Here is a 23175-nt window from a genome sequence, read left to right as displayed (position 1 = left end):
TGTATCGCAGCCTTGCAGGCGCTGTCTGTTATAGTCAGTTTAAGAGGTTGCTTAAAACCTCGAAGTTTCGGCTATCAGAAGAGATAACCGAAACCTACATTGAGATATATCGGATAGAGATTGAATGTCACCGTCTTGAACGACGATTCGAAAATGTCATTGCAACCCCAGGCGAGATTGGCATTGACAAGCAGATGCTTATAGGCAGTCCATGTCACGCCGCCCTGCATACCCCACTGGAAATGGCGCAGATTGTCACCGAAATCATAGTTGGCACGCGAGTCGCCCTCAAACGAGATCTTCGGGCCGGTCGGATCGCCTTCACGGAGATAGCCGTCATAGACATATCCGTCAAAATCATTGCTGAACGCAAAGGCCACATATGGCCCGGCGTGAACCTTAAGGCGCTTGTGGGCCTTGAATACGGCTGTCAGCGGAAACACTAACTGCTGCGAGTGATAGCGGGTCTGCACCATGCCGGTCCAGCGGCCGCTGACAGTAGCGCCGTCCTGAATGATGGCCATACCATAGTTCTTCACCGCAGCCTTGGTTTCCATACCTTTGGTTTCAAGACGCACACCCAGAGAGAGACCCCACTTCTTCTGCACATCCATCCACTTTGTAACAGTGGCACCTATTTGCAGATTAAGTTCCGGACTGTATGAATTAATTTCACGGATTTCGGCAGGGAGAGGCAGAGGAGAAGCTCCCCCGATGTTTGTTCCTGCATAGACCTCATATTCAAACCCGTGGAGCATCGCCTTGATGACTGCCAGCGAACGGTCAACCTGAGCCGTAGCGCCAACAAAGCCGAAAGCCATCGCCAAGACTCCTATTATATAACGTTTGACATTCATTATCCTATTTTCATTTTATAGATTAGAGGCAGACTACTTCAAGCTCATCTACAAACAGAGCGCTGCCTATAGCTCCTGAGAATTTCGCACCCTCGATGCTCGATGTCATCACCACAGCCAGTGCATAGACCCCGTTTTCAAGTTTTTCAGGATCAAGACTCTTGTCAGGACGATATTTGAATTCTACATCAAAATGAGTCCAGTCAGCAGCACCCTTACGCTGGGTTTCGTCAAGACGGGCCACAGCTATGATGTTGGGATTGTCATCAGACAGCACATTATTGCCGTCAAGATACTCCATATCAGCCGTGCGTTCGTAGAACACCGCATAGATATCACATTCGTCAGTGCGGCCCGGCACTTCCACAAGCTTGCGGTTGACAAGCTCCATGAACTTCTCGCCGGGAGTGTAGCAGTAGTAGCCACGCAGACCTATAGGCACATAATAGAACGAGGTACCGAACTGGGTTGCCTCCAAGGGCTTGTTGACAGCATTGGTCATATCGAACTTGCCTATAAACAGATTGCCTGCAGCCAGAGGCATACCCACCATAGCGCCAAACGTTCCTGTAGAGCGGGTCACCAGTCCGGCACAACGGCCAACCACACCGTTGTCAGCCTGAAATGTCGGATATGTCTCCGGCCCTTTCTTGCCGTTGGTCAGTCCGAAGCCTTGATTTCCGCTCGCCCACACCATATTCGGCACATTGGGATCAGTCGGAGAAAGTTCCACAAATTCATCACACATACCACCCTGGGAGTTGGCCGGAACCACGCGCGCATTCTCGAAACTATATTTCAGCGCTATCGGATCGTCATGCTTGGCAATAACCGTATAAGTCTTTGACCACTGGCCGTCTTCGGATGTGACTGTATACTCCTGCGGATCGGAGAAGTCGCGCATCGTGCCGCTCGCAGGGGCGATAGTCGCACCCGGAGTGATCTCAAATTCAGGCGCAAGCGCCGTCACATCTACAAAATTCTTTACTATAAAGGTGACCGAATGTACATCCTTGCGGTCTACAATCTCAGCCGGGCGCACAAGCAGTTCTTCCGGCAGGGAAGCTGACACAATGTCACACTCGGCATTGAGCGGTTCGTTCTCGATACATGATGACAGCCACACTGTGGAAAAGAACACTGTCATCACCTGCATCAGGCGAAAAATTTTCATATTGTGATTCAATTACTATATTTGCTTTCAAGTTACAAAATTACGCAAATCAGCAGAAATCCGATGGCTTTGCCGACATTTTTTTCATCTCCACTATAACCTCACCGTAAATTCGGGCGATTTTTGATCTATTTTTCCCAGAGCCAAAGAATACCGCAATTCTCCACATCGGCGCTAAAATTGCTCTATTATACTCAATCTGCAACAATTAGATAATTTTCAGCAACATTTTTAGCTTCTATTTGCCTAAAAACCGCAAATTATCCGTAACTTTGCCACGAAATTTTGCGATTTTATAGACATTGGCTATGTCTGTCTGAATCTGTCAAACCAAATAGTAAAAATCACCATGAGTTTCCTTATACACAAAAAAAAGGAACCGCAGACATTGTTGTGATTACAATAACGGTAACTAACCAATCATTTACATAAACTTAAATTATGAAATTTCTTTACAAATCAATGTATAGCGCCCTGCTGATGGGAGCTATGGGGCTAAACGCCACAGCCCAGCAGCAACTGCCGAGTGTCGGATTCGAAGGTGAGTGGGTTAACTGCGTTCCTTGGACAAGCCTCGATAATACAACAGTACAAGGCACAGAACCTGAAGGCTGGTGCGTTTCAAATGTAATCGGCATGGGCGGATTGGGTGCAACCACAGTAGGATCAAAAGTTGAAGGATACAACTCAGAGACTGCAGTAAAGCTGACCAACACGGCTAATCAGTATATGAAATCACAAATCATCCCTGCATATCTTAATTTAGGTACAAGCTGGTCTACTGCAGTACCTAAATTCGGTTGGACGGGAATAACAGTCACAAACAGCGATGGTGGCTCATTCAAAGGCTTAGAATTCACAGACCGTCCGAAGAGCCTTGAATTTATGTACCAGCGCAGCCGCGGAACAGCAAAACCAAACGAAAAAACTACTATTGTAGCCTATCTATGGAAAGGCCATTGGACTCAGGCCGATGTTCCAGGAAATATAATAATGGGCACTCCTACCACCGTAACAATGACAGACCGCGATCGTTGTGTATTAGGAATGTCAATGGATGGATGCCAAGGAGGAAATGTCACTTCTGAAGATGGCTTACTCATTGGAAAGATTGAAGCTTATATTACAGAAAACACTGACGAATGGACAAAATTTTCAGCTGATTTCGAATACTTCTCTGAAGAAACTCCTGAATATATCAATGTAATAATCTCAGCAGGTGACTACTTCGGTGGTGCAGATGCTGTAGGTGAAGGGAACAGCCTCGTGGTTGATGATGTTCGCCTTGTTTATGACAATGAGGAGGTAAAATCAGAAACATATGCAGGTTATCTTAATATTTACTGTAAAGACCTGAATCCTGATGACCCTGAGGGCACATTAGCCAAAAACTCTGCTGCGACAATCGAAATTATCCCCACCGGCGAAAATACTTGTACCTTCAAACTTCCCAACTTCGCGCTCGGCGATGGCGATGGCGCAATGCAGTTAGGCGATATTGTTGTAGAAAATGTTACCGTAACCGAGAAAGATGGCGTCAAGACTTTTTCAGGCGTAACAAAAGATCTGAAACTGATGAGTGACATGATCTTCGCAGATGTAACAATCAAAGGCACAATCACCGGAGATGTTGCAGACATGACTATTGATGTTATCTGGACTAACTCTCCGCTCAACGAAGAAGGAACCCCGATCTACGTGACATTCACAACAAATCCCGTAACCAGCGGCATCACCGATATCACTGTTGACAATTCAAACGCTCCCGTTGAATTCTACAACCTCCAGGGTGTGCGCGTGAATGCTGACAATCTGACCCCAGGCATCTATGTTCGCCGTCAGGGCAGCCAGGTCAGCAAGGTGCTCGTGAAGTAAATTGGATGTGATTCTACAGATTCCCCATTTCATATCAAGCAGAAAGCCGCTTCATCACGAAGCGGCTTTCTTGTTTTTCTGTCTGTCGATTGACTCTATATCTATTGGAATATTTTATGTCGCAGAAACCATTTCCTGCAATCCATAAACTGATTAAATTTTACACATTGCAAAGATAGCGCATCATGCGTCCCTCCTATATACCGCTATGTAATAATCAAAATTCGATCTTAATCGAATTATCCAAACAAATCTGACTATAAGTCATTTATATCCCACTAACAAATATTCTGATCTAAACTGCAAAATAACATTTAAACGCCCGGATATAACAAAACATCACCTTTGCACAAAACACAGACGGCAAGTATCCGGTCAATGCCTCACGTGGCGTGATGGTAAATCGGTGTCCTCAACCGGACACCATGCTGCGGGAAACGCAATAGCCCGTGACACCTTCACGTGCGTTACGGTGTCACGGGCTACGAGTAAATCAGCGTCCTCCGGACGCCCATTCAGCACCGCCGTAACAGCCGGTATCCGACAGAACCCACCACGAACAGCCCCACGGGCAGCAGGCATCCAACACCATCCCGGACGGCAACGCAGGCAGCGAGTATCCGGATGAGGGCACCGATTTTCCGCCACGAACAGCCAAGCGGGCAGCGGGTGTCCGCAGGACACCGATTTACTCGTAGCCCCCGACACCGCAGCGCACAGCGCGTAGGTGTCGGGGGGATAAAAGACATCCCCCCAATATGGTGTCCGGCTGAGGACACCGATTTACCATCCCGGATACGGCCGAAGGCATCAGGCAAGGGCACAAAAAAAGAGCTGTCTTCTTCACGAAGACCGCTCTCTCTACAGAATCTAACGTAGTGTAAAATAATTCTAAAAACCTAACGTAAAACAAATCTTTTATTACCTAAATCATTTTCTTCATTCGTAAGTATGATCTCTATTGATATAATCTATAATCCAATATTCTTAACCGGAATCACCCGGTTGTCATAAGTATAACGCAAAGATAGGGTGTTTTTCACCCGCAGTCAATAGTATCGGTGCAAAATCTAAATTATCAAAACAGAATATAAGCAATAATAATTTATCAATCAATGCTTTAAATATAAAGCATTGATTGATAAATCTAAATTCGATCTAAACGGCAAAGAGCCAGAACTCCCCATTTTTCAGGCCTACTTCATGACCCCGATCTGCATAACATCAGAGTCAAAAGTCTCTCGCTCGACGGCCATATTCCTGAATTTATTGCGATAGGTATATATGGTGTTTGTTGACACACCGAGAAAGTGCGCTATTCTTGCGGTGTCATCGACCCCCAAGCGCATGAAGGCCAACACACGCAGTTCCGTAGATAGCACATTAGGCGAACTCAGCACTATCTGTTTATCGGGGAGCAACAGATGATTGAGACCTGTGATAAAGTCGGGATAGATGGCAAGGAAGGTCTCATCGAAAATCTCATCAAACTTTTCACGCTGTTCGTCCATGAACCGGCCTTCTTTCATATATTTCAGAAGGTCGTCAGTCTGACCGGCAGTAATCTTGCGCCGGCACATGCGGGTGAAGTCCTCAAGACTACCCATATAGCTCGAACAGAGATTGATAAACTCCGATATATAGGCTTCCTTTATCATATTGGCGTTAGCAAGCTGGCGCTTGACCTGCTCAAGCTCTTTTACTCGCCGTTTTCTGTGCCGATAGAAGTTACCTAAAAGCAATATAACCACCGAAAGCGTCACGATCAGCCCGAACATCATCAGCATACGCCTGTGAGAGAGCGAACTCAAAGCCTGAGATACCGGTATCATGGACTCAGAGACGAACACAGTGTTTGACATATCACCTGCCCTGACAGAATTTTCGAGCGATATAGACAGATATTTATAGGCCCTTTCAAGATCACCGAGATCATATAGCGCACGTCCGAGGCGAGCCATCGCCGAACCTTTGAGATCGCCGTTACGCACCTCGGAGATAGCCGCAAGCGACCAGTAGCGTACAGCTTCATGTAATGAACCGAGATAGTAATACTGACCGCCAAGCATCGTCATAGCCAATGAGAAATCCGGATCTGACATATCAAGATCTGTGGCAAGGTTGTGAAGAGAACCTGCTGACAGCGGACGCTGACCTTTGGCATAATATATGATAGACTGGGCAATCTGTGCTGACGGAGTGTCTGGCGGCAATAGCTCAAGCTGCTTTTCGGCAAAATTCATGCCTTCTTTAAGATAAGATCTGGCAACCTCGCTGCTTTCAAGTATTTCAGCTATGTAAAGATTAAGATCACGGGCGGTTTCATAATAGAGCAAACGGTTTTCCGGGAAAATGCCGTTTTCATTGACATTTTTAAGAGCATTAAGAGCATCAGGGGTAGCGCCGAATTTGCGCAATTCAGAAGCGCTGAGAATCAAAAAACGCTGCGCGCTGACCGAATCGCCGACATTACGGGCCACTTCAAGACCACGGTTGAAAACCGAAATCGCCGAGTCGCAGTTGATAGGAGCCACCATAGTGCCAAGGTCCAGATAAAGTTCCGTTCTTCTCTCCGATTGTGAGGCGATCAGTTTATTAAGCGAATCGGCTGAAGCGATGCGTTTTCTTATATAGCCGTCACGTCTTATCAACTCACGGTCAAGCAGATCAAGCAGCCCCTCTTCTGTAGATGGGAGCGACCCGGCACTACTCGCGGCCATCACCGGAGCCAGCAGTAGCAAGACGTAGCATACAAACAATTTTCTCATTAAACAAACAATAGAAATGTGTTGCAATTTTACAGACAGAATCAACATTCAGAGCGGCCAAGATGCAAGCCGTCAGTCAGTTTGAATTACGGAGATAAAAGGATTGCCAAATAAGGCTAAAGGGTTAGAAAATACCGATTAATATCAATTGATTCTTCGGCAAAGATAGTATTTAATTTTTCCAGATACAAATTTCTACGACAAAAAAATTCGCCTCCGCTTCTTTGCGGAGACGAATTGTCTATGCGGTCCCCAAAGACTGAATACTCTTCTCTACAAGAGCATTATAGCGCCAATCAACGAAGACGGTTGTAGGAATTGAGCAGTTTGACATCTTTTGATATTCCGCCGAGACCGAGAATCTCGAATATGACGGCTACAGGAAGAAGAATATCCCAGACTGAGAAATGGGCATCCATTTCCTCGGCTCCCGCCTGCTTGAAGAGTATGAAGCAGACCACTGCGATGCAGCATAGAGTCAGAAGCAGGCTGATGGTAAGCACCGTCCGCTGCAGCGGCAGATTGCGGAAAAGAAATATGTCTACAATAAGCAGTATTACGGCTGCGGCTGCCGGTATCAGAAGCCCATACTCATACATGGTGTAGAGTTTCTCAGTGACAACCGGCTGACCGGAAAGATAATCTACTTCCCCATAGGGCACAATCACAAATATCATCATCGCTACAAGCGCGAGGAAGATATAGACGGTCTGGATGCGTTGTATCTGCATAACGTTTATTTTTTTGAATTGATGATTTCATTCAACAAAGGCCACCATGACCTTCGGGAGGTCAAAAGTACTAAAATTTTAACAATTGAGCGCATGATTAGTTGGCATTTTTCTGTAATTTTGTCCAAAAATCACTGATTCATGAAAGCAGAACGCCCCCTTATACTCATAACCAATGATGACGGAATCGGGTCACGCGGAATAGCCCATCTCACACGCATAGCGGTGACATTAGGCGATGTTGTGGTCGTAGCCCCTGACAGCGCGCAGTCAGGCAAGTCATCAGCTATCAGCGTAAACACGCCTCTCTTCATCAACGAACATCAGCCGCTTGAATGCGCCCGCATGATGAGCGCCAACGGCACACCGGTTGACTGCGTGAAGCTCGCCATGTTTGCTGTGCTTGACCGCAGGCCCGATCTGATTCTTTCCGGTATCAACCACGGATCAAACGCCGCTGTCAACAATATATATTCCGGAACAATGGGAGCCGCAATGGAAGGTTGTCTGCTTGGAATACCCTCGATAGGCTATTCGCTGCTTGACCATTCGCCCGGAGCCGATTTCGATCCGCTGACACCTTTCATTAAAGAGATAACCGCCAAAGTACTTGCCGAAGGACTGCCTGAGGGGATTTGCCTGAACGTGAACTTCCCCACCCGCTGCACTCCGAAAGGCATCAAAGTTGTGCGCGCGGCCAAAGGACGGTGGACTGAGGAATATGCCACCTACGCCACTCCCCACGGCACTCCGTTCTACTGGCTGACGGGCAAGTTCCACAATGACGAGCCTGACAATCTGGAGACAGATGAATACTGGCTGAAACAGCAGTATGGCACGATTGTCCCGATCCGCCCGGATCAGACAGCCACAGATATGATAATCCGTGTAAGGGATATCTTTTCAGAAATCTGAAAAGCGGTCGTGACGAAGCAGATAATATTCAAGAAGGATGTTCGGACGGCCGGACAGCAGATCGACACGTGGATCCGTATCATAAACTGCCTGCATACGTGAGAAATCACGATGGGCCCTGACCACAGCCCGCGCATTGCCGAAATCAAGACATGCCATGAACTTGGCCCATGCCAGAGTATCAAGCAGGCGGCGCCACACCAGACGGCGCGTGCGCCCGTTGCGCGGAAGGTTCTTGCGGAGCATCAGCAGATTGTTGCGGAAATTCAGATAGGTTTTGCGCGGATTAGAAGCCGGCAGACTCCCGCCTCCCAGATGATAGACAGCCCCTGACGGAACCGCCCACAACTGTCGGCCGGCAAGCCTCATGCGCCAGCAGAGATCAATCTCTTCCATATGGGCAAAGAACGCCTTGTCAAGCCCTCCTACCGAAAGATAAAAACTGTTGTCAACCATCAGCGCGGCACCGCTTGCCCAATCGACCTGAATAGGGCTGTCATACTGCCCGCAGTCGGTCTCGACAGTTCCGAATATGCGTCCGCGACAATATGGATAACCGTTGCGGTCAAGAAAACCGCCGGCGGCCCCGGCATATTCAAATTTTTCAGGCTCTGTCAGTGACAGAATTTTCGGCTGAACAGCTCCCGCCTCCGGATGCGACTCCATGAAGTTGAACATAGGTGTAAGCCAGTCATCCTTGACCTCGACATCAGAGTTCAGAAGCACACTATATTTATAATGTGGCGCCACTTCCTTTATGGCGAGATTATAACCTTCGGCAAAACCGTGGTTCTCGCTGAAGAGAATGGTGCGAACATTCGGGAAATCACGTTTGAGCAAGTCAACGGAGCCATCGGTCGATCCGTTGTCGGCCACGAAGACATCCGCTATGGCAGACGGAGTGTGGCGCACCACCGACGGAAGATAGGCGCGCAGAAATTTCTCGCCGTTCCAGTTGAGAATTATAACGGCCACACGGGCCGGGACTGATTCAGCCGCAACCGTCATTTCTGTCATCTCACAACCTCTCCTTCCGACTCTTCTCCTTCCGGGTTCATGGCGAGAATCGTCACTGGAGCCACAGTGTTTGACAATTCCGGAGCCGGAGCAATGTTGACACGCAGATAATTATCAGTAAATCCGGCCATCGAGCCGTCATGGCGCGGATGCTCTATCAGAAGTGGACGCGTTGTCCCGACGAAACGCGATGTGAAATTCTTCAGTTTCTTTTCAGAGACGGCGAGCATCAGACGAGTGCGCCGGTGCTTCTCTTCCTGACTGACGGCATGGGCTATCTCCAGCGCCCGTGTGCCGGGACGCTCGCTGTAGGTGAACACATGTAGGCGAGATATGTCAAGCGACTCTACAAAAGCCTTCGACTCCTCAAAGAGCTCCTCGGTCTCTCCGCGCGCGCCCACAATCAGGTCGACACCTATAAACGCATCAGGCATCACCCGGCGTATATGCTCGATCTTGCTGCGGAAAAGCGCCGTGTCGTAGCGTCGGCGCATCAGGCGCAACACCTCGTCGCTGCCGTTTTGCAATGGGATATGAAAATGAGGCATGAAGCGCTTTGATCGGCTCACGAAGTCAATCAGTTCATCAGTAAGCAGATTCGGTTCGATCGAGGAAATGCGATAGCGCTCTATTCCTTCGACTTCATCAAGAGCCTTGCACAGATCAAAGAAAGTCTCACCGGAGCCACGCCCGAAGTCGCCGATATTAACACCGGTGATGACAATTTCCTTGCCACCCTCGGCTGCCACATCGCGGGCCTGGGCGACTATCTCCTCAATCGATCCTGAGCGGCTGCGCCCACGGGCCATAGGGATGGTACAGTAGGAACACCAGTAGTCACAACCGTCCTGCACCTTCAGAAAATAACGTGTGCGGTCGCCACGCGAGCATGAAGGACTGAAAGAGCGTATCTCTTTTGTCGGCGTGACAAATGTGGCGGCCTCTTCAGCCGAAGAAGCGCCGGTGACCCGGTCGAGATAATCAGCCAGTTCGAGTTTGCGATCCGTACCGGCCACAACAGCCACACCGGGAAGCGACGCGACCTCGCCCGGCTTGAGCTGGGCATAGCACCCGGTCACCACGATCTTAGCCTCAGGATAGCGGCGTGCGAACGACCGTATCGCCTGACGGCATTTCTTGTCGGCGATCTCGGTGACACTGCATGAATTGACCACTATAAAATCAGGCCTGTCACCCTCATGGACACGCTGAATCCCACGGGAGGCAAAGATGCGCGCCACCGTGGAAGTCTCGGCGAAATTCAGTTTGCATCCAAAAGTATGAAACAGTGCAGTCTGATTTCCAAAAGTCTCCTTATCAATCAAGGTATGTCTCTTTGAAGAATAAATTAGAGGTTGTTTAATCAGGGCTCCTTTTTCAGTCGAAGTTTTCGGCCTGGATAGGAATCGGACGCTTGAGCACCTCTTTAAATGAGATAAGAGTTTCGGTGCGTCCGACGGCGCCAAGGCTGATCTGATGTATCACTTCAAGAAGATGCTCGTTGTTGCGGGCGAAGATCTTGGCGAAAATATCATAGCTGCCTGTAGTGAAGTGACAGTCGACCACTTCAGGTATATCCTTAAGCAACTGGACAACCTCATTGAATTTTGAAGAGTCCTGCAGGATAAAGCCTATATATGCACAAGTCTCGTAACCGACAGATGCGGGGTCGATTATTGTCTCAAAGCCCTTTATGATGCCGGACGAAGTCAGTTTCTGTATGCGCTGATGTATGGCTGCGCCTGATACATTAGTCTCACGTGCTATCTCAAGAAACGGCTTGCGAGCATTGCTGGAAAGCATTTTGAGAATCTTGAAATCCAGCATGTCAAAATGTTGTCTTGCCATTAGTTTTAAAATTTGCTCTATAATGGTTTATTAAAAATGCATTTGTATCAATCGGGCCACAGCCCGTTTTACAATGCAAAATTAGCCAAAAAATCACAATTATTAATACAAATCTTGGGTTTTAATTATAAATTTCAATCTTCACGCCTGAAATCCAAACTCTAAACACCGCGCGAATGACTGTTTTTACAATAATTAATGCTGTATATCCCATATGCTCTTTGTCTATTTTCGGATAATGTTATATCTTTGCAGAGATTTTCCTGACAGGTCCTGAGATTTCACCTCCATTCCGAGATCTTCCATTTTCCCAAAGGAACTACGTCTATCTTACTATTAAGGTGCAGTTTTGAGATATTCTCAACTATATATCATCACAATAGTGCTGCTGTGTGCCCTCTCCGTAGGTGCATTCTCGCGCTCCGTAAACCCCGGTTCAATTGCCGGGGGTGTTGATGTCATGCAACCGGAATCCATTCCGTCGCCACAGGCCCAGCCTACAGAAATTGAACCTCTGCCAATATCCGTCGCTGACAGCCTCAGTCCTGACACAACCGAGACATTGGATTCCGACGAAATCATATACCAGAAACCAGCCACCCTCTTTGATGCCACAGCTAACCGCCGGTCAGCGCCTGCGCCTGAGCAAATCGCATCACCAGATTCGGTTATCCTCAGCACTGACTCTGCCGGCATAGCCGCTGACAGCCTTGCCGGCCAGATAACACGCCACACCTATACCCCTGACAGCACCCGCCGGTCACAGCTGAGCCGCCGTCGCATCACTCCGCCGGAAAAGGGATCGAACATCGTGCGCACAAAGGTAGACCTTGACAATGCTGTCGACTTTTCGGCCCAAGACTCAATGGTGCTCATCGGGCGCAACACCGCATTCATGTATGGCGACAGCAAAGTCAGCTATGGCAACATCAAACTTGATGCCGAACAGATCGAGATGAATCTCGACAACAACACCGTCTATGCAATGGGCGGCGTAGACTCCGTCGGCGACCTCTTCGGCACTCCCGTATTCGAAGACAACGGGACATCTTATGAGGCAAAAACAATGCACTACAACTTCAAGACGGAATACGGCTACATCACCGATGTAATCACCCAGCAGGGCGAAGGCTATCTGACAGGCGGACAGACAAAGAAAATAGACGAAAACACTTTCTATGTACAGAACGGCCGCTACACCACCTGCGACAACCACGATGACCCCCACTTCTATCTTCAACTGACAAAAGCCAAAGTCCGGCCAGGCAAAGACGTGGTCAGCGGACCGGCCTATATGGTGCTTGCCGGACTGCCACTCCCGTTAGCTGTGCCTTTCGGATACTTTCCATTCTCTGAAAAATATTCATCCGGTATCATATTCCCCACCTTTGGCGATGACTACAACCGCGGCTACTATCTCAGTAACGGCGGTTACTACCTCGCACTCAGCGACAACATTGACCTTGCCCTCACCGGCGAGATCTACACCCTCGGCTCCTGGGGCCTGCGCGCTGAATCGCGCTATGTCAAACGATACAAATATTCCGGAGGATTCAACATCTCGTATCTCAAGACCATCACCGGCGACAAAGGAATGCCCGACTATACTAAGTCGACCAACTTCCAGGTGCTCTGGAACCACAGCCAGGACTCAAAAGCCAACCCCAACATGAGTCTCTCGGCAAGCGTGAACTTCACCACCAGCGGCTATACGCGAAACGACCTGAACTCATACTACTCAAACGCTTTCACCGAAAACACAAAGAGCAGTACGATCAACATGACCTACCGTTTTCCCAACTCAAAATGGTCCGTCTCGACAACAGCCAACATCTCCCAGCGCTCCCAGGACTCAACTCTTGCCGTCTCTTTCCCCAACTTCACCATAACCATGTCTCAGCTCTATCCCTTCAAGCGTAAACGCGCTGTGGGTGAAGAGAAATGGTATGAAAAAATCAAACTCTCCTATTCAGGTCAGTTCAACAACTCCCTGACTGCAAAGCAGGATGAATTTTTCAAGAAAAGCCTCATCAAGGATTGGCGCAACGGCATGCGTCACAGCATCCCCATCAGCGCCACCTTTAACCTGTTCAAATACCTCAACCTCACCCCGTCGATCAACCTGACCGACCGAATGTATTCAACCAAAGTCCGCCGGCAGTGGGATCCGAATGCCTCCGCCGAGGTCCTTGACACCACCTATAATTTCTATAACGTCTGGGACTTCAGTGCCGCAGTATCGCTTGACACCAAAATCTACGGCTTCTTCCAGCCGCTGCCATTTCTGGGCGACAAGGTCAAGATGATCCGCCACGTGCTCACCCCCACAATCTCTTTTACCGGATCACCGGACTTTGCATCGAAATTTTTCGGCTATTACGGATCCTACCAGTATCCTGACGCCAAAGGAGAGATGCAGACACGCACCTACTCCTACTTCCCGAACTCACTGTTCGGAGTCCCCGGCCAAGGCAAAACAGGCGCCATAAGCATCTCGCTTGCCAACAATCTGGAAATGAAAGTCAAGTCAGACAAAGACTCGATCGGGGAGAAGAAAATTTCATTGATCGAAAACCTTTCGCTGTCACAAAGTTACAACTTTGCCGCCGACTCAATGCGCTGGTCAAATCTCAACACCTCAATAATGCTCCGTCTGGTCAAGAACTTCAACCTTAACCTCTCGGCAACCTGGGATGTCTATACCTATGCGCTCAACTCAGCCGGCAACCCCGTGCGTGTCAACAAGCTCCGCATATCTCAAGGCAAAGGCTGGGGCAAGCTTTCAAGCACAGGCACTTCGTTCAGCTACACCTTCAACAACGACACTTTCAAAAAGCTGTTCGGCAAAGACAAGGATAAAAAAGACAAAAAAGACAACGGCAAAGCCCAAAGCATGGATCAGGAATTTGCCGAAACAACATCTGACTACGAAAGCCCCACCCGAAAAAGCAGCAAGAAAAATTCCGGCATGGAATTTGACGATGACGGCTACATGAAATGGAGTGTGCCCTGGAATCTCACTTTCAACTACTCCGTCAATTACGGCTATGGAGAATTCGACTACAAAAAACTGGAATACAAAGGCAAGATAACTCAAAACCTTTCTTTTTCAGGCAATATCAGACCAACGGCCAACTGGAATTTCGGTTTTTCGGCCAGCTACAACTTCGACACCCGTAAACTCGCCTACATGAACTGCAATATCTCGCGTGACATGCACTGCTTCACCATGCGCGCAAGCTTCGTGCCGGTAGGACCATACAAGAGCTACAATTTCCACATATCAGTCAAATCCTCGCTCCTGCAAGACCTCAAGTATGACAAACGCTCATCATACTCCAACGGCGTGCAATGGTATTGATACCTCATTACATTGGCCCCGGATATTGATATCCTGACAATGAATATATGGCATTGCAATAAACTTTTCATCTCCATTTAGTGTTATTAAACCGAATCCGCATTTGCATCCAATCGCAAATTACCGGATACGATCACCGGAAACTATTATTTATCACTACTTAATAACACCAAGAGATGAAAAAAATTCTACTTATCATGTGTGCTGTTTTAGGGATGGCCTTCGGAGCACACGCACAGAAAGCACAGCTCCAGATCGGTTACGGCGGCTACACACAGATGGATGCCACAGACATGCACGACGGAGGATCCGTCAACAGTGCATGGGGAGCCCTGACCACAGCTGTAAATTTCAAGGTAATGCCCAAGACATACCTTGGCATCTCATACACTTTCTCATCGGCGAGCTACAAGCACTCAGATGATGCGAATGCCTATTACCACGTGATCATGCTCAACGGCCGCTACGACTATTGGAGAAACCGGGTAGCAACACTTTACGGACATCTCGGCATCGGTGTTGACATCACCCACATGGCCGGTGACGACTGGTCTAAAAACAAAGCCTACTTCGCATTCCAGGCCTCTCCACTCGGAGCTGAAGTAAATCTTACCCGTGTCACCAGCATTTTCGGCGAACTTGGTTTTGGAGCGCAAGGTCTGCTTCAGGTTGGTGTCCGCTTCAACCTGTAAGCTGAAATCTATGGCGCTTAACCCGCTAATGAATAACAGTCATGAGTGATAAGATTTCCTACGAAGAGCGCAAAGATATGCCGGATTCCGTGTTCGGTCTTCCTGAACGCCGGGAATATCCTATGCCTGACGCAGCCCATGTACGTGCTGCCGAAGCCTACTTCCGATATTGCCCCGAAGATCTAAAACCGAAACTGGCCCGTGCCATACTCCAACGCGCCCAGGACTACGGAGTAGACATCGAAAGCCCGACCATACGGTCATATGCCCGTCAATAATATCAGAGACCATTACATATATATTATTATGGTTCTATAATCAGACAGCCCCGGCCCTGAAAATTAAAATTTCGGCTGAGACTGTCTGCTTACACTGTATTGCCGCAACGGGAGACAATGGCAATCTGAGATCTAAGATTAACATCAATTATGACTATTTTTGCGAACTGATTAACAATTTATTCCTATTTTTGTAAAAATAACATCATCACTTTACAGATGGAAAAAGATCTTAAGCCTGACGACTCGACTCTCGTGGCACGTCTGAGAGACCCCTCGACATGCCGCGCGGCGTTCAATGACCTCATCCGTCTGTATTCCGAGCCGCTTTATCGCCTGATCCGTCGCACTGTCCAGCTTCATGACGATGCCGATGATATCCTCCAGAACACATTCTTAAAAGCCTGGCAGAACATAGAAAATTTCCGTGGAGATGCCAAACTTTCAACATGGCTGTATAAAATCGCAGTAAACGAAAGCATCTCCTATCTTGAGCGTGAGAAAAAAAGACGAGGGATCTCACTCGATGACGATGAATCTCAACTCATAGCTCTCATTCAGGCAGACACTAACATTGACGGCGACGAGCTTGCGCTAAAACTCCGCAACGCCATAGCCACACTCCCTGAAAAGCAGCGCCTTGTTTTCAACATGCGCTACTATGATGACATGAAATACGAACAGATGTCAGAAATCATGGGAACATCTGTCGGAGCCTTGAAGGCATCATATCATCTCGCTGTAAAAAAAATCGAACAATTTTTTGCAGACTCTGATTAAACTAAATTCTGTCCGGAGAGTCTAATCATAAAATTGTAATCAATTTTAAGCTTCAAAAAACAAGAGACACGATGAAAGATATATTGACAAAGGCAGCTCGAAACGACGGAATGACCGTGCCAGACGGTTATTTCGATGATTTTGCCGCACGCATGGCCGCTTCGCTTCCTGAAATGGAATGGGAAAAGCCTCAGCCTAAGGTCATGCCACACACTGCATGGCAGCGGGTGAGACCATATCTGTATCTTGCCGCAATGTTCATGGGTGTATGGTGCATGATGAAAATGTTTGACCTGATGCGCACCGACTCTTCCGGGCTCTCAATTGACAACAATCCTGTCATGACTGCTGCTTTGAACAACGATCACTTTATCAACGAATATTTTATAAACGAGGGAGATATCAGCGAATATCAGCTGATGCAGGATCTCTATGAAACCGGATTTGACCCATCTGTCTGTGAAGAAGAACTGACAGATGAATTCACCGACTCGACCGTGATTCCGGAAAATCCGGAATTCCCCATTTCTGACATCTGACCCATATCTCGTCTTTATCAAACCACCGCACCTTCATGAAACAGATCATCTTTTCCATTGTCTTCTCTATAGCCGCCGCTACAGTTTCACCACTGTCAATCCAGGCTCAGCGCCCGTCAGAGCGTGAACGGGTGACATGGATGAAAGAAATTCAGCAATACAAGAACGATTTCCTCATCAAAAAGCTCGCGCTTAATGATGAACAGAAAACGTCTTTTCTGCCTCTTTACAATTCAATGGAAGATGAAGTCAGAAAAGTTCAGGAGGAAGCCGGACAACTCTACCAGCAGACTATGCGCAAAGGAGACAAAGCTACAGATCTGGAATATGAAAAAGCTGCTGAAGCAGCCTATGAACTTAAAGGCCGCGAAAATGAGATCGAGATGAAATACTTCAAGGATTTCAAATCCATCCTTACGCCACAACAACTCTTTAAGCTCAAGGATGCCGAACGTGATTTCACCCGCCAGCTGATGCGCCAGCATCGCCGCCAACAAAAAAGATAAACCCTTTTACTAAACCTCTTTTTCACCCCCCCACTTCTCTATTCCTTTTATTTATGTATGCCAGTAGAATATTCTTTCTGCTGTCTGTTTTCGCATTCCTTTCTCTCTGCAAACCGATAGACTTGAATGCACAGACAGCCACCAGACCGGATTTTGCCTATCCCAAAACTGTCAGTCGGCAAGCTGAAAAAGATCTTTCGTCTGCTTTGGAAAAGCATGATGGCCCGGCAACTGTGCGGGCGCTCATTGACTATTATCTCGCTGAATCACGGATTGACGCCCTTAGGAGCGCCAATGCCATCAGCAAAATTGATTCCGTCGCAGCCCTGGCATCCGATCCGGTGTTACGCTCGATGCTTATCATGCTCGAAGCCGACATCTACGCCTCGACCTATTCAGCGGCCCGCTGGAAATATGACAGCCGCGATCTTCCGCTGACTCCGTTGCCCGAAAATTATCAGGAATGGAGCGGTGAACAGTTCCGGATGAAAATCAACTCGCTAATCGACACTGCCCTTCTTCCGGAGTCAGAGCTTAAAGCCACTCCGATCAAAACCTATGCCACTGCCCTATCACTCGGAAAGAATCTCAGCGCCCGCAATGAGACTCAGATCTACTATCCTTCCATCTTTGACTTCATAGCCAACAAGGCCATAAGACTGCTTAACGAGACCGGACGCATGAGCAATATCCTTTCATGGGGACTGCTCACACGTCATGACCTATATCTCAAAGTGCCATTCAACCGCTTCGACCCGACAGCAAGCAGAATCCTCGACATATATGCATCTCTGCTAAGATTCCATGACTCGGTCTCAGCTCCATTCATCATTACTGATATCAACCGTCTGGACTTCATCACTTCACACGTATGGAGCGGAGACAATCTGTCGTCTTCGCCGACAGAGCGCAAGTCAGAACTGCTCAGATCTCTATATGAAGAATACAGCACATCTGAATATTCCGGAGACATTCTTCTCGCAGTCAGCTGCAATGACTCAGAAATAAAAAAATGGTTGGCTGAAGCTATTCGCCACAATCTTAAAGCATTTCCGGCATTCCGCCGCAACAACAATCTCAAGAACACCCTTTCAGAGATCGAAATGCAAGGGATAGAACTCTCCTACCCTACTGTCTCAGCGCCTGATTCGGAAGTTACGTTCAGACTTTCCGTTTCAAACGTCAAGTCAGGCAAGCTATATATATATAATGTATCGTCCTCTCCCATCGCCGAACAAAGTTATAATTGCATTGGTCTTCCATCACTGAAACCATTGGCTGTAATTCCGTTCAGCGCATCGGCCTCTGCCGCTATTCCGTTTAATGAAGAACTGACTATCGGTTACAGGTTCAGCAGTCCCGGTCAGTATGTGGCTATCGCGACTATTGACGGAGCTCCGCAGAAAAGCCGTAACTGGTATCATAAAATCCACATTTCCGATTACTCCATAGCCGCTTCATTCTTTGACAAGACCGAAGTCTGGGCACTTCGTGCTTCAGACGGAGCTCCAGTAGAGGGGGCGAAAATATCAGTCATACCGGAATCATCACGCAAAACAGGAACTCCCCGTCTGATCGGCACCACCGCAGCTGACGGCTCTGCCAGTTTCCCGCAAAACGGCTATGCTGTGATGTCTAAAGACGGTGACCGCTTTGCACTGCCACTCTGGATCTATAACGACAACAATCGCCGCAATTCTCCCGAATGGCGACAGACATCGTCAGGCTACCCCTCTCTTCCGCTCTATCACCCCGGCGATAGTGTGGAATGGATGGCTATATGCTATGAATATAAAGGTCAAGAGCATAGGCCCCTAATCAATAAAGAGGTTACAGCAATTCTCCGCGATTCAAAATACCAAGGCATTGACACTGCGAAAATAACCTCCGATTCTTACGGGCGCGTGAACGGACAGTTCACTCTGCCTAAAGAAATTTTGAGCGGAAATTTCTGCATTTCAATAGACAATAACAATGACCCGGTCCGCTTCATGGTGAGCGACTACAAGCTTCCTACATTCAAAATCATACTTGATCCTGTAGAAAAAGACTATCCGGCTGCCGGTGACGTCAGCCTCCGCGGACGCATTCAGACCTACGCCGGCTTCCCGCTCGCAGACGCAAAAATTTCTGTGACCCTTGCCGCCATGCAGCCGCTGCGGTGGTGGAATCGCTCTGCACCTGTCGCATTCCAGACGTTGGAAGCAAGTTCTGATGGATCAGGCGAATTCGACATCGTGATTCCGAAATCCACACTCGCACTCAGCCCGATTCCCGGCGGCCTGTTCAACGCCGAGGTATCAGCCATGTCAAATACAGGTGAAAGCCAGATTGCCACAACAGTATTTTCAACCGGGATGCGTTATGCCATCAGGGCATCTGTGCCTGCCGATATTGACATCTCAGCTCCGACCACAGCCATAAAAGTAGAAATCACGGACTATCGAGACTCTATCGTAAAGATGCCGGTTGACTTCACAGTCATACGTGATAATGCAAAAGTATTCAATGGCTCCATCATGCCCGGCAAGCCAGTCATAGATCTCACCGGAGTGAAATCAGGCAGCTACAGACTGGAATTCTCCATAGCTGATTCAACTTTGGCTGCTCCGGTTTCACAAGACGCTGTTCTCTACCGTCCCTCAGACAAAGAAACGCCCACACCTTCCAAGCTGCTATGGTATCCGTCAGCAGATGTGAAAGCCTCGGAGACTTCAGGTGAAGGCGAATGGCTATATGCCGTCAACTGCCCGACCAACCTGCTCGTCACGCTCCACACTCCTGACTCCATACTATCACAGTCATGGATAAAAGCCAATGCCGGAATGAACATACTGAAACTGCATCTGCCCGACAGACTTGAATCGGCAACTATAAGGATAGCCCTCACCGGCAACTACCGGAATGAATCGGCCTCTCTTACTCTCAGACGCGATGTCAGAGCCAAGTCCATACACTTCGTTGCAGAATCTTTCCGCGACCGCACCATCCCCGGCTCGGAAGAGACCTGGACATTCCGTGTCACCGACCGGTCAGGCCAAGGCCGACAGTCAGCTGTCATTATGGACATGTATAACACCGCGCTTGACGCACTTGCAAAAACAGACTGGGATTTCACACCGTCTACATCCTGGGGCGGAGGCTATTCATTCAGGTGGTCTCAGCCGGATCTTAACGCCAAAGAATATCAAAGAGTCTACTACCGCCCAGGCAAACTTTTGACCGAAAACAGAATCACAGCACCATCCTTTGACACCTATGGGCTCCCTGTATTCAACAGATTCGCATTCACAAGCGGCATCCGCATCCGCGGCGCAAGTCTCTATGGCTCCCGTAGCATTAAAGCCGTTGATGAATTAAATATAGTCAGAGAACACTCCGAAGAGGTTGTTGTTGAAGAAGCAGCTATGGACTGCGGAGCCGCCGTGACATCAGCCACAAATTATATGGCCGCAGCAAAAATGGCTGACAACACAGCCTATGATGACGAACGCGTTGCCGAAAGCGGGTCTGGAGCTGAGCAAAAATCAGCAGGAGAGGCACCTTTCACATTCAGAGACCGGGAAGTCCCGCTCGCCTTCTTCAAACCGATGCTTGAAACTGCCGCTGACGGACGTCTGTCACTGACATTTACCGTTCCCAACGCCAATACAACTTGGGGACTCCGGGCCGTAGCATTCACCGACTCGTTGCTTTCAACGACTTTCATGTCTGAGGTCACAGCCTCCAAGCCGGTTATGGTCCAGCCCAACCTTCCACGCTTCCTGCGCGTTGGCGACAAGGTCATTATCGAAGCCTCAGTCATGAACGGCAGTGATGAAAGGCTGTCGGTCAGCACCACGGTCGAGCTGTTCGATCCGGCAGACGGCAGTAAGCTTGTCACCTATAGCCGTCCGGATTCGATAAATCCCGGCAGCGCAACCACTGTCGGCATAGAATTCATCGCACCGTCTGACATGCCCCTTGCCGGTTATCGCATCAAATCAGCATCTGACCGCTTTGCTGACGGCGAGCAGACCCTGTTGCCCATCCTCCCGGCTGTAACCCCGGTCATTGACACCTATCCGTTCTATATAGCACCGGATCAGAGAAAATTCACCATGACCCTCCCCGTCACACCCGACAACGCCCGGATTACGCTGCAATACTGCGACAATCCGACATGGTATGTGGTCACAGCTCTCCCCGGTCTGCTCGAACTTGAAGCCTCGACCGCCAATGAAGCCGCAGCCTCCATTTTCTCCGCAGCCATAGCCTCAGGTCTCCTGCGAGACAATCCGGATCTTGCCGCAGCACTCAAAGAATGGAACTCAAGCAATAAATCAGAGGGCATGCTGACATCCATGCTCCAGCGCAACGAAGATCTGAAGCAGATTCTGCTCGCAGCCACTCCCTGGATGACAGATGCCAAGAACGACACCGAACGAATGAGCCGGCTGGCACTGCTGTTCGACGGAAAAACAGTCAGACAGACAATCGCTGCCAACATCGCTACCCTCCGTAAGCTCCAGCGCAACGGAGGCGGATGGGCTTGGTATTCGTCAGGCAAGGAAGCATCTGCCTGGGCAACCGAAAATGCACTCCTGCTCTTTGGCCGTCTGCTTGAGCTCGGATTCCTACCGGATTCACGCGAACTTAATTCCATGATCATTTCAGCGCTGAAATGGATGGACAAGGAAACAAGACGTGATTACAACAAGCATCCTGACGGAGATTACACCTCATATGTCTATATGCGCGGATTCTACCGCAATCTTTCAGGCGCACCGGCGGCTGATTCAAAGATTGTCGGCCAGACAGTGCAGCGCATATTGTCAGGCTGGAAGACTTCATCCGTCTTCGACAAAGCTGTCTATGCAATGATCCTCAACCGGAACTCCTATCAGTCCGTCGCCCGAAACGTACTTGCCTCTCTGAGCGAATATGCGGAGTCATCGCCTGAAAAAGGGATGTGGTGGCCGTCGCTCGACAACATGACCATCTGGTCAATGGGCAAAACCGGCACTACAGCCCTGATTCTCGATGCGTATGCAGCGATTGATCCGTCATGCAAGGAAATAGACCTGATCCGCCAGTGGCTGATACTCCAGAAAGAAGCGAAAGACTGGGGCACATCCGTCACTACATCCTCAGTGATAGCATCTGTCCTCTCTACGTCGCGCAACTGGATCACCCCGGCCGGCCGCACCAAAGTCTCGGTCGGAGGCAAGACAGTTGAACCGTCTGACATCGAACGTCTGACAGGCTCATTCCGTGCGCAACTGTCACTGAAAGCAGGAAAGCCATCTGATCTGAAAGTGAGCCGCAGCGGCAACTCCCCGGCATGGGGCTCGGTCTTCTATCTCTATACTGACTCCATGACATCTGTCAAGGCGGCCTCCTGCCAGGCGCTTTCTGTAGAAAAGAATCTTGTGCTCAAAGGCAATGCCGGCGAAAACAACACATCTTTCGCTGACACCCTGAGAGTAGGACAGCGGATCAGTGTGACACTCACACTTAAAGTAGACCGCGACATGGATTACGTCACCATAATCGATGAGCGTCCGGCCTGCTTCGAACCGGTTGAGCAGTTACCGGAGCCGATCTTTGCAGAAGGCATCTACTTCTACCGCGAGAACCGCGACTCTTCAACGAGAATCTTCATTGACCATCTGCCCAAAGGCACCTATGTGCTGAGCTACGACATGTGGGTAAACAATGCCGGACAGTTTGCCAGCGGCCTGGCCACAGTCCAGAGCCAATATGCCCCGCAGCTATCGGCCCATTCAGCCGGCTCTCAGCTCACTGTGACACCGGCCCGATAAAACATCCGAAATCCGTCTCCACCACGGCAA

16 protein-coding genes are annotated in these 23175 nt (G+C 48.9%); 9 read left to right on the top strand and 7 right to left on the bottom strand.

Annotated elements, in window-relative coordinates:
• Positions 1-74 precede the first annotated feature (74 nt).
• Both C5O23_RS03260 and C5O23_RS03255 read right to left on the bottom strand, forming a co-directional pair.
• The gene (locus C5O23_RS03260) at positions 75-857 is read right to left on the bottom strand and encodes a porin family protein (RefSeq protein WP_107031530.1); all 783 of its coding nucleotides are present in this window, start codon (positions 855-857) and stop codon (positions 75-77) included.
• 22 nt (positions 858-879) lie between these two features.
• Positions 880-2031 (bottom strand): PCMD domain-containing protein, encoded by a 1152-nt coding sequence (locus C5O23_RS03255; protein ID WP_107031529.1) that lies wholly within the window; start codon positions 2029-2031, stop codon positions 880-882.
• Between the two features lie 441 nt (positions 2032-2472).
• On the opposite strand from C5O23_RS03255, the gene C5O23_RS03250 reads away from it, so the two are divergent.
• Positions 2473-3906: a calycin-like domain-containing protein gene (locus tag C5O23_RS03250; RefSeq protein ID WP_107031528.1), complete on the top strand. Its 1434-nt coding sequence runs from the start codon at positions 2473-2475 to the stop codon at positions 3904-3906.
• A gap of 1196 nt (positions 3907-5102) precedes the next feature.
• Here the strand turns inward: C5O23_RS03250 and C5O23_RS03245 are convergent.
• The gene (locus tag C5O23_RS03245) at positions 5103-6674 is read right to left on the bottom strand and encodes a DUF6377 domain-containing protein (protein ID WP_133166496.1); all 1572 of its coding nucleotides are present in this window, start codon (positions 6672-6674) and stop codon (positions 5103-5105) included.
• A gap of 296 nt (positions 6675-6970) precedes the next feature.
• Positions 6971-7405, bottom strand: coding sequence for a DUF4293 family protein (locus C5O23_RS03240; protein WP_107031526.1), 435 nt, complete (start codon positions 7403-7405; stop codon positions 6971-6973).
• Between the two features lie 141 nt (positions 7406-7546).
• Between C5O23_RS03240 and surE the strand changes: the two genes are divergently transcribed.
• Positions 7547-8320 (top strand): 5'/3'-nucleotidase SurE, encoded by a 774-nt coding sequence (gene surE, locus C5O23_RS03235; RefSeq protein ID WP_107031525.1) that lies wholly within the window; start codon positions 7547-7549, stop codon positions 8318-8320.
• On the opposite strand, the gene C5O23_RS03230 is transcribed toward surE, so the two are convergent.
• Genes C5O23_RS03230 through C5O23_RS03220 form a run of 3 tightly spaced genes read right to left on the bottom strand, consistent with a single transcriptional unit; the run spans position 8309 to position 11185 of the window.
• Complete coding sequence (locus C5O23_RS03230) at positions 8309-9337, bottom strand: glycosyltransferase family 2 protein (RefSeq protein WP_240597639.1); 1029 nt, start codon at positions 9335-9337, stop codon at positions 8309-8311. The genes surE and C5O23_RS03230 overlap by 12 nt on opposite strands.
• The gene (mtaB, locus tag C5O23_RS03225) at positions 9334-10662 is read right to left on the bottom strand and encodes a tRNA (N(6)-L-threonylcarbamoyladenosine(37)-C(2))-methylthiotransferase MtaB (protein ID WP_107031524.1); all 1329 of its coding nucleotides are present in this window, start codon (positions 10660-10662) and stop codon (positions 9334-9336) included. The genes C5O23_RS03230 and mtaB overlap by 4 nt, the downstream gene beginning before the upstream one ends.
• A 52-nt stretch (positions 10663-10714) precedes the next feature.
• Entirely contained in the window at positions 10715-11185 is a 471-nt protein-coding gene (locus C5O23_RS03220) for an Lrp/AsnC family transcriptional regulator (protein WP_107031523.1), read from the bottom strand.
• Positions 11186-11534: 349 nt separating this feature from the next.
• Between C5O23_RS03220 and C5O23_RS03215 the strand changes: the two genes are divergently transcribed.
• From C5O23_RS03215 to C5O23_RS03185, 7 genes are all read left to right on the top strand, one after another.
• The gene (locus C5O23_RS03215; RefSeq protein WP_133166495.1) at positions 11535-14546 is read left to right on the top strand and encodes a putative LPS assembly protein LptD; all 3012 of its coding nucleotides are present in this window, start codon (positions 11535-11537) and stop codon (positions 14544-14546) included.
• Between the two features lie 176 nt (positions 14547-14722).
• Positions 14723-15238 (top strand): porin family protein, encoded by a 516-nt coding sequence (locus C5O23_RS03210; RefSeq protein WP_107031521.1) that lies wholly within the window; start codon positions 14723-14725, stop codon positions 15236-15238.
• A gap of 41 nt (positions 15239-15279) precedes the next feature.
• Entirely contained in the window at positions 15280-15516 is a 237-nt protein-coding gene (locus C5O23_RS03205; RefSeq protein WP_107031520.1) for a hypothetical protein, read from the top strand.
• A gap of 219 nt (positions 15517-15735) precedes the next feature.
• Entirely contained in the window at positions 15736-16296 is a 561-nt protein-coding gene (locus C5O23_RS03200; RefSeq protein ID WP_107031519.1) for an RNA polymerase sigma factor, read from the top strand.
• A 71-nt stretch (positions 16297-16367) separates the two neighbouring features.
• Positions 16368-16835, top strand: a complete 468-nt coding sequence (locus tag C5O23_RS03195; protein WP_107031518.1) for a hypothetical protein — start codon at positions 16368-16370, stop codon at positions 16833-16835.
• A gap of 35 nt (positions 16836-16870) precedes the next feature.
• Entirely contained in the window at positions 16871-17341 is a 471-nt protein-coding gene (locus C5O23_RS03190) for a hypothetical protein (protein ID WP_107031517.1), read from the top strand.
• Positions 17342-17547: 206 nt separating this feature from the next.
• The gene (locus C5O23_RS03185) at positions 17548-23145 is read left to right on the top strand and encodes an alpha-2-macroglobulin family protein (protein ID WP_161553539.1); all 5598 of its coding nucleotides are present in this window, start codon (positions 17548-17550) and stop codon (positions 23143-23145) included.
• Positions 23146-23175: the final 30 nt, after the last annotated feature.

The organism is Duncaniella muris, assembly GCF_003024805.1.
In the GTDB taxonomy this organism is placed as follows: Bacteria; Bacteroidota; Bacteroidia; order Bacteroidales; family Muribaculaceae; genus Duncaniella; species Duncaniella muris.
This window is presented reverse-complemented; position numbering and strand designations above follow the sequence as displayed.

Coding starts and splice junctions, on each gene's coding strand:
- C5O23_RS03195 (WP_107031518.1), top strand. CDS start 16,368: ATGAAAGATATATTGACAAAGGCAGCTCGAAACGACGGAATGACCGTG.
- C5O23_RS03230 (WP_240597639.1), bottom strand. CDS start 9,337: ATGACAGAAATGACGGTTGCGGCTGAATCAGTCCCGGCCCGTGTGGCC.
- C5O23_RS03255 (WP_107031529.1), bottom strand. CDS start 2,031: ATGAAAATTTTTCGCCTGATGCAGGTGATGACAGTGTTCTTTTCCACA.
- C5O23_RS03260 (WP_107031530.1), bottom strand. CDS start 857: ATGAATGTCAAACGTTATATAATAGGAGTCTTGGCGATGGCTTTCGGC.
- C5O23_RS03220 (WP_107031523.1), bottom strand. CDS start 11,185: ATGGCAAGACAACATTTTGACATGCTGGATTTCAAGATTCTCAAAATG.
- C5O23_RS03190 (WP_107031517.1), top strand. CDS start 16,871: ATGAAACAGATCATCTTTTCCATTGTCTTCTCTATAGCCGCCGCTACA.
- C5O23_RS03250 (WP_107031528.1), top strand. CDS start 2,473: ATGAAATTTCTTTACAAATCAATGTATAGCGCCCTGCTGATGGGAGCT.
- C5O23_RS03210 (WP_107031521.1), top strand. CDS start 14,723: ATGAAAAAAATTCTACTTATCATGTGTGCTGTTTTAGGGATGGCCTTC.
- C5O23_RS03205 (WP_107031520.1), top strand. CDS start 15,280: ATGAGTGATAAGATTTCCTACGAAGAGCGCAAAGATATGCCGGATTCC.
- C5O23_RS03245 (WP_133166496.1), bottom strand. CDS start 6,674: ATGAGAAAATTGTTTGTATGCTACGTCTTGCTACTGCTGGCTCCGGTG.
- C5O23_RS03240 (WP_107031526.1), bottom strand. CDS start 7,405: ATGCAGATACAACGCATCCAGACCGTCTATATCTTCCTCGCGCTTGTA.
- C5O23_RS03200 (WP_107031519.1), top strand. CDS start 15,736: ATGGAAAAAGATCTTAAGCCTGACGACTCGACTCTCGTGGCACGTCTG.
- surE (WP_107031525.1), top strand. CDS start 7,547: ATGAAAGCAGAACGCCCCCTTATACTCATAACCAATGATGACGGAATC.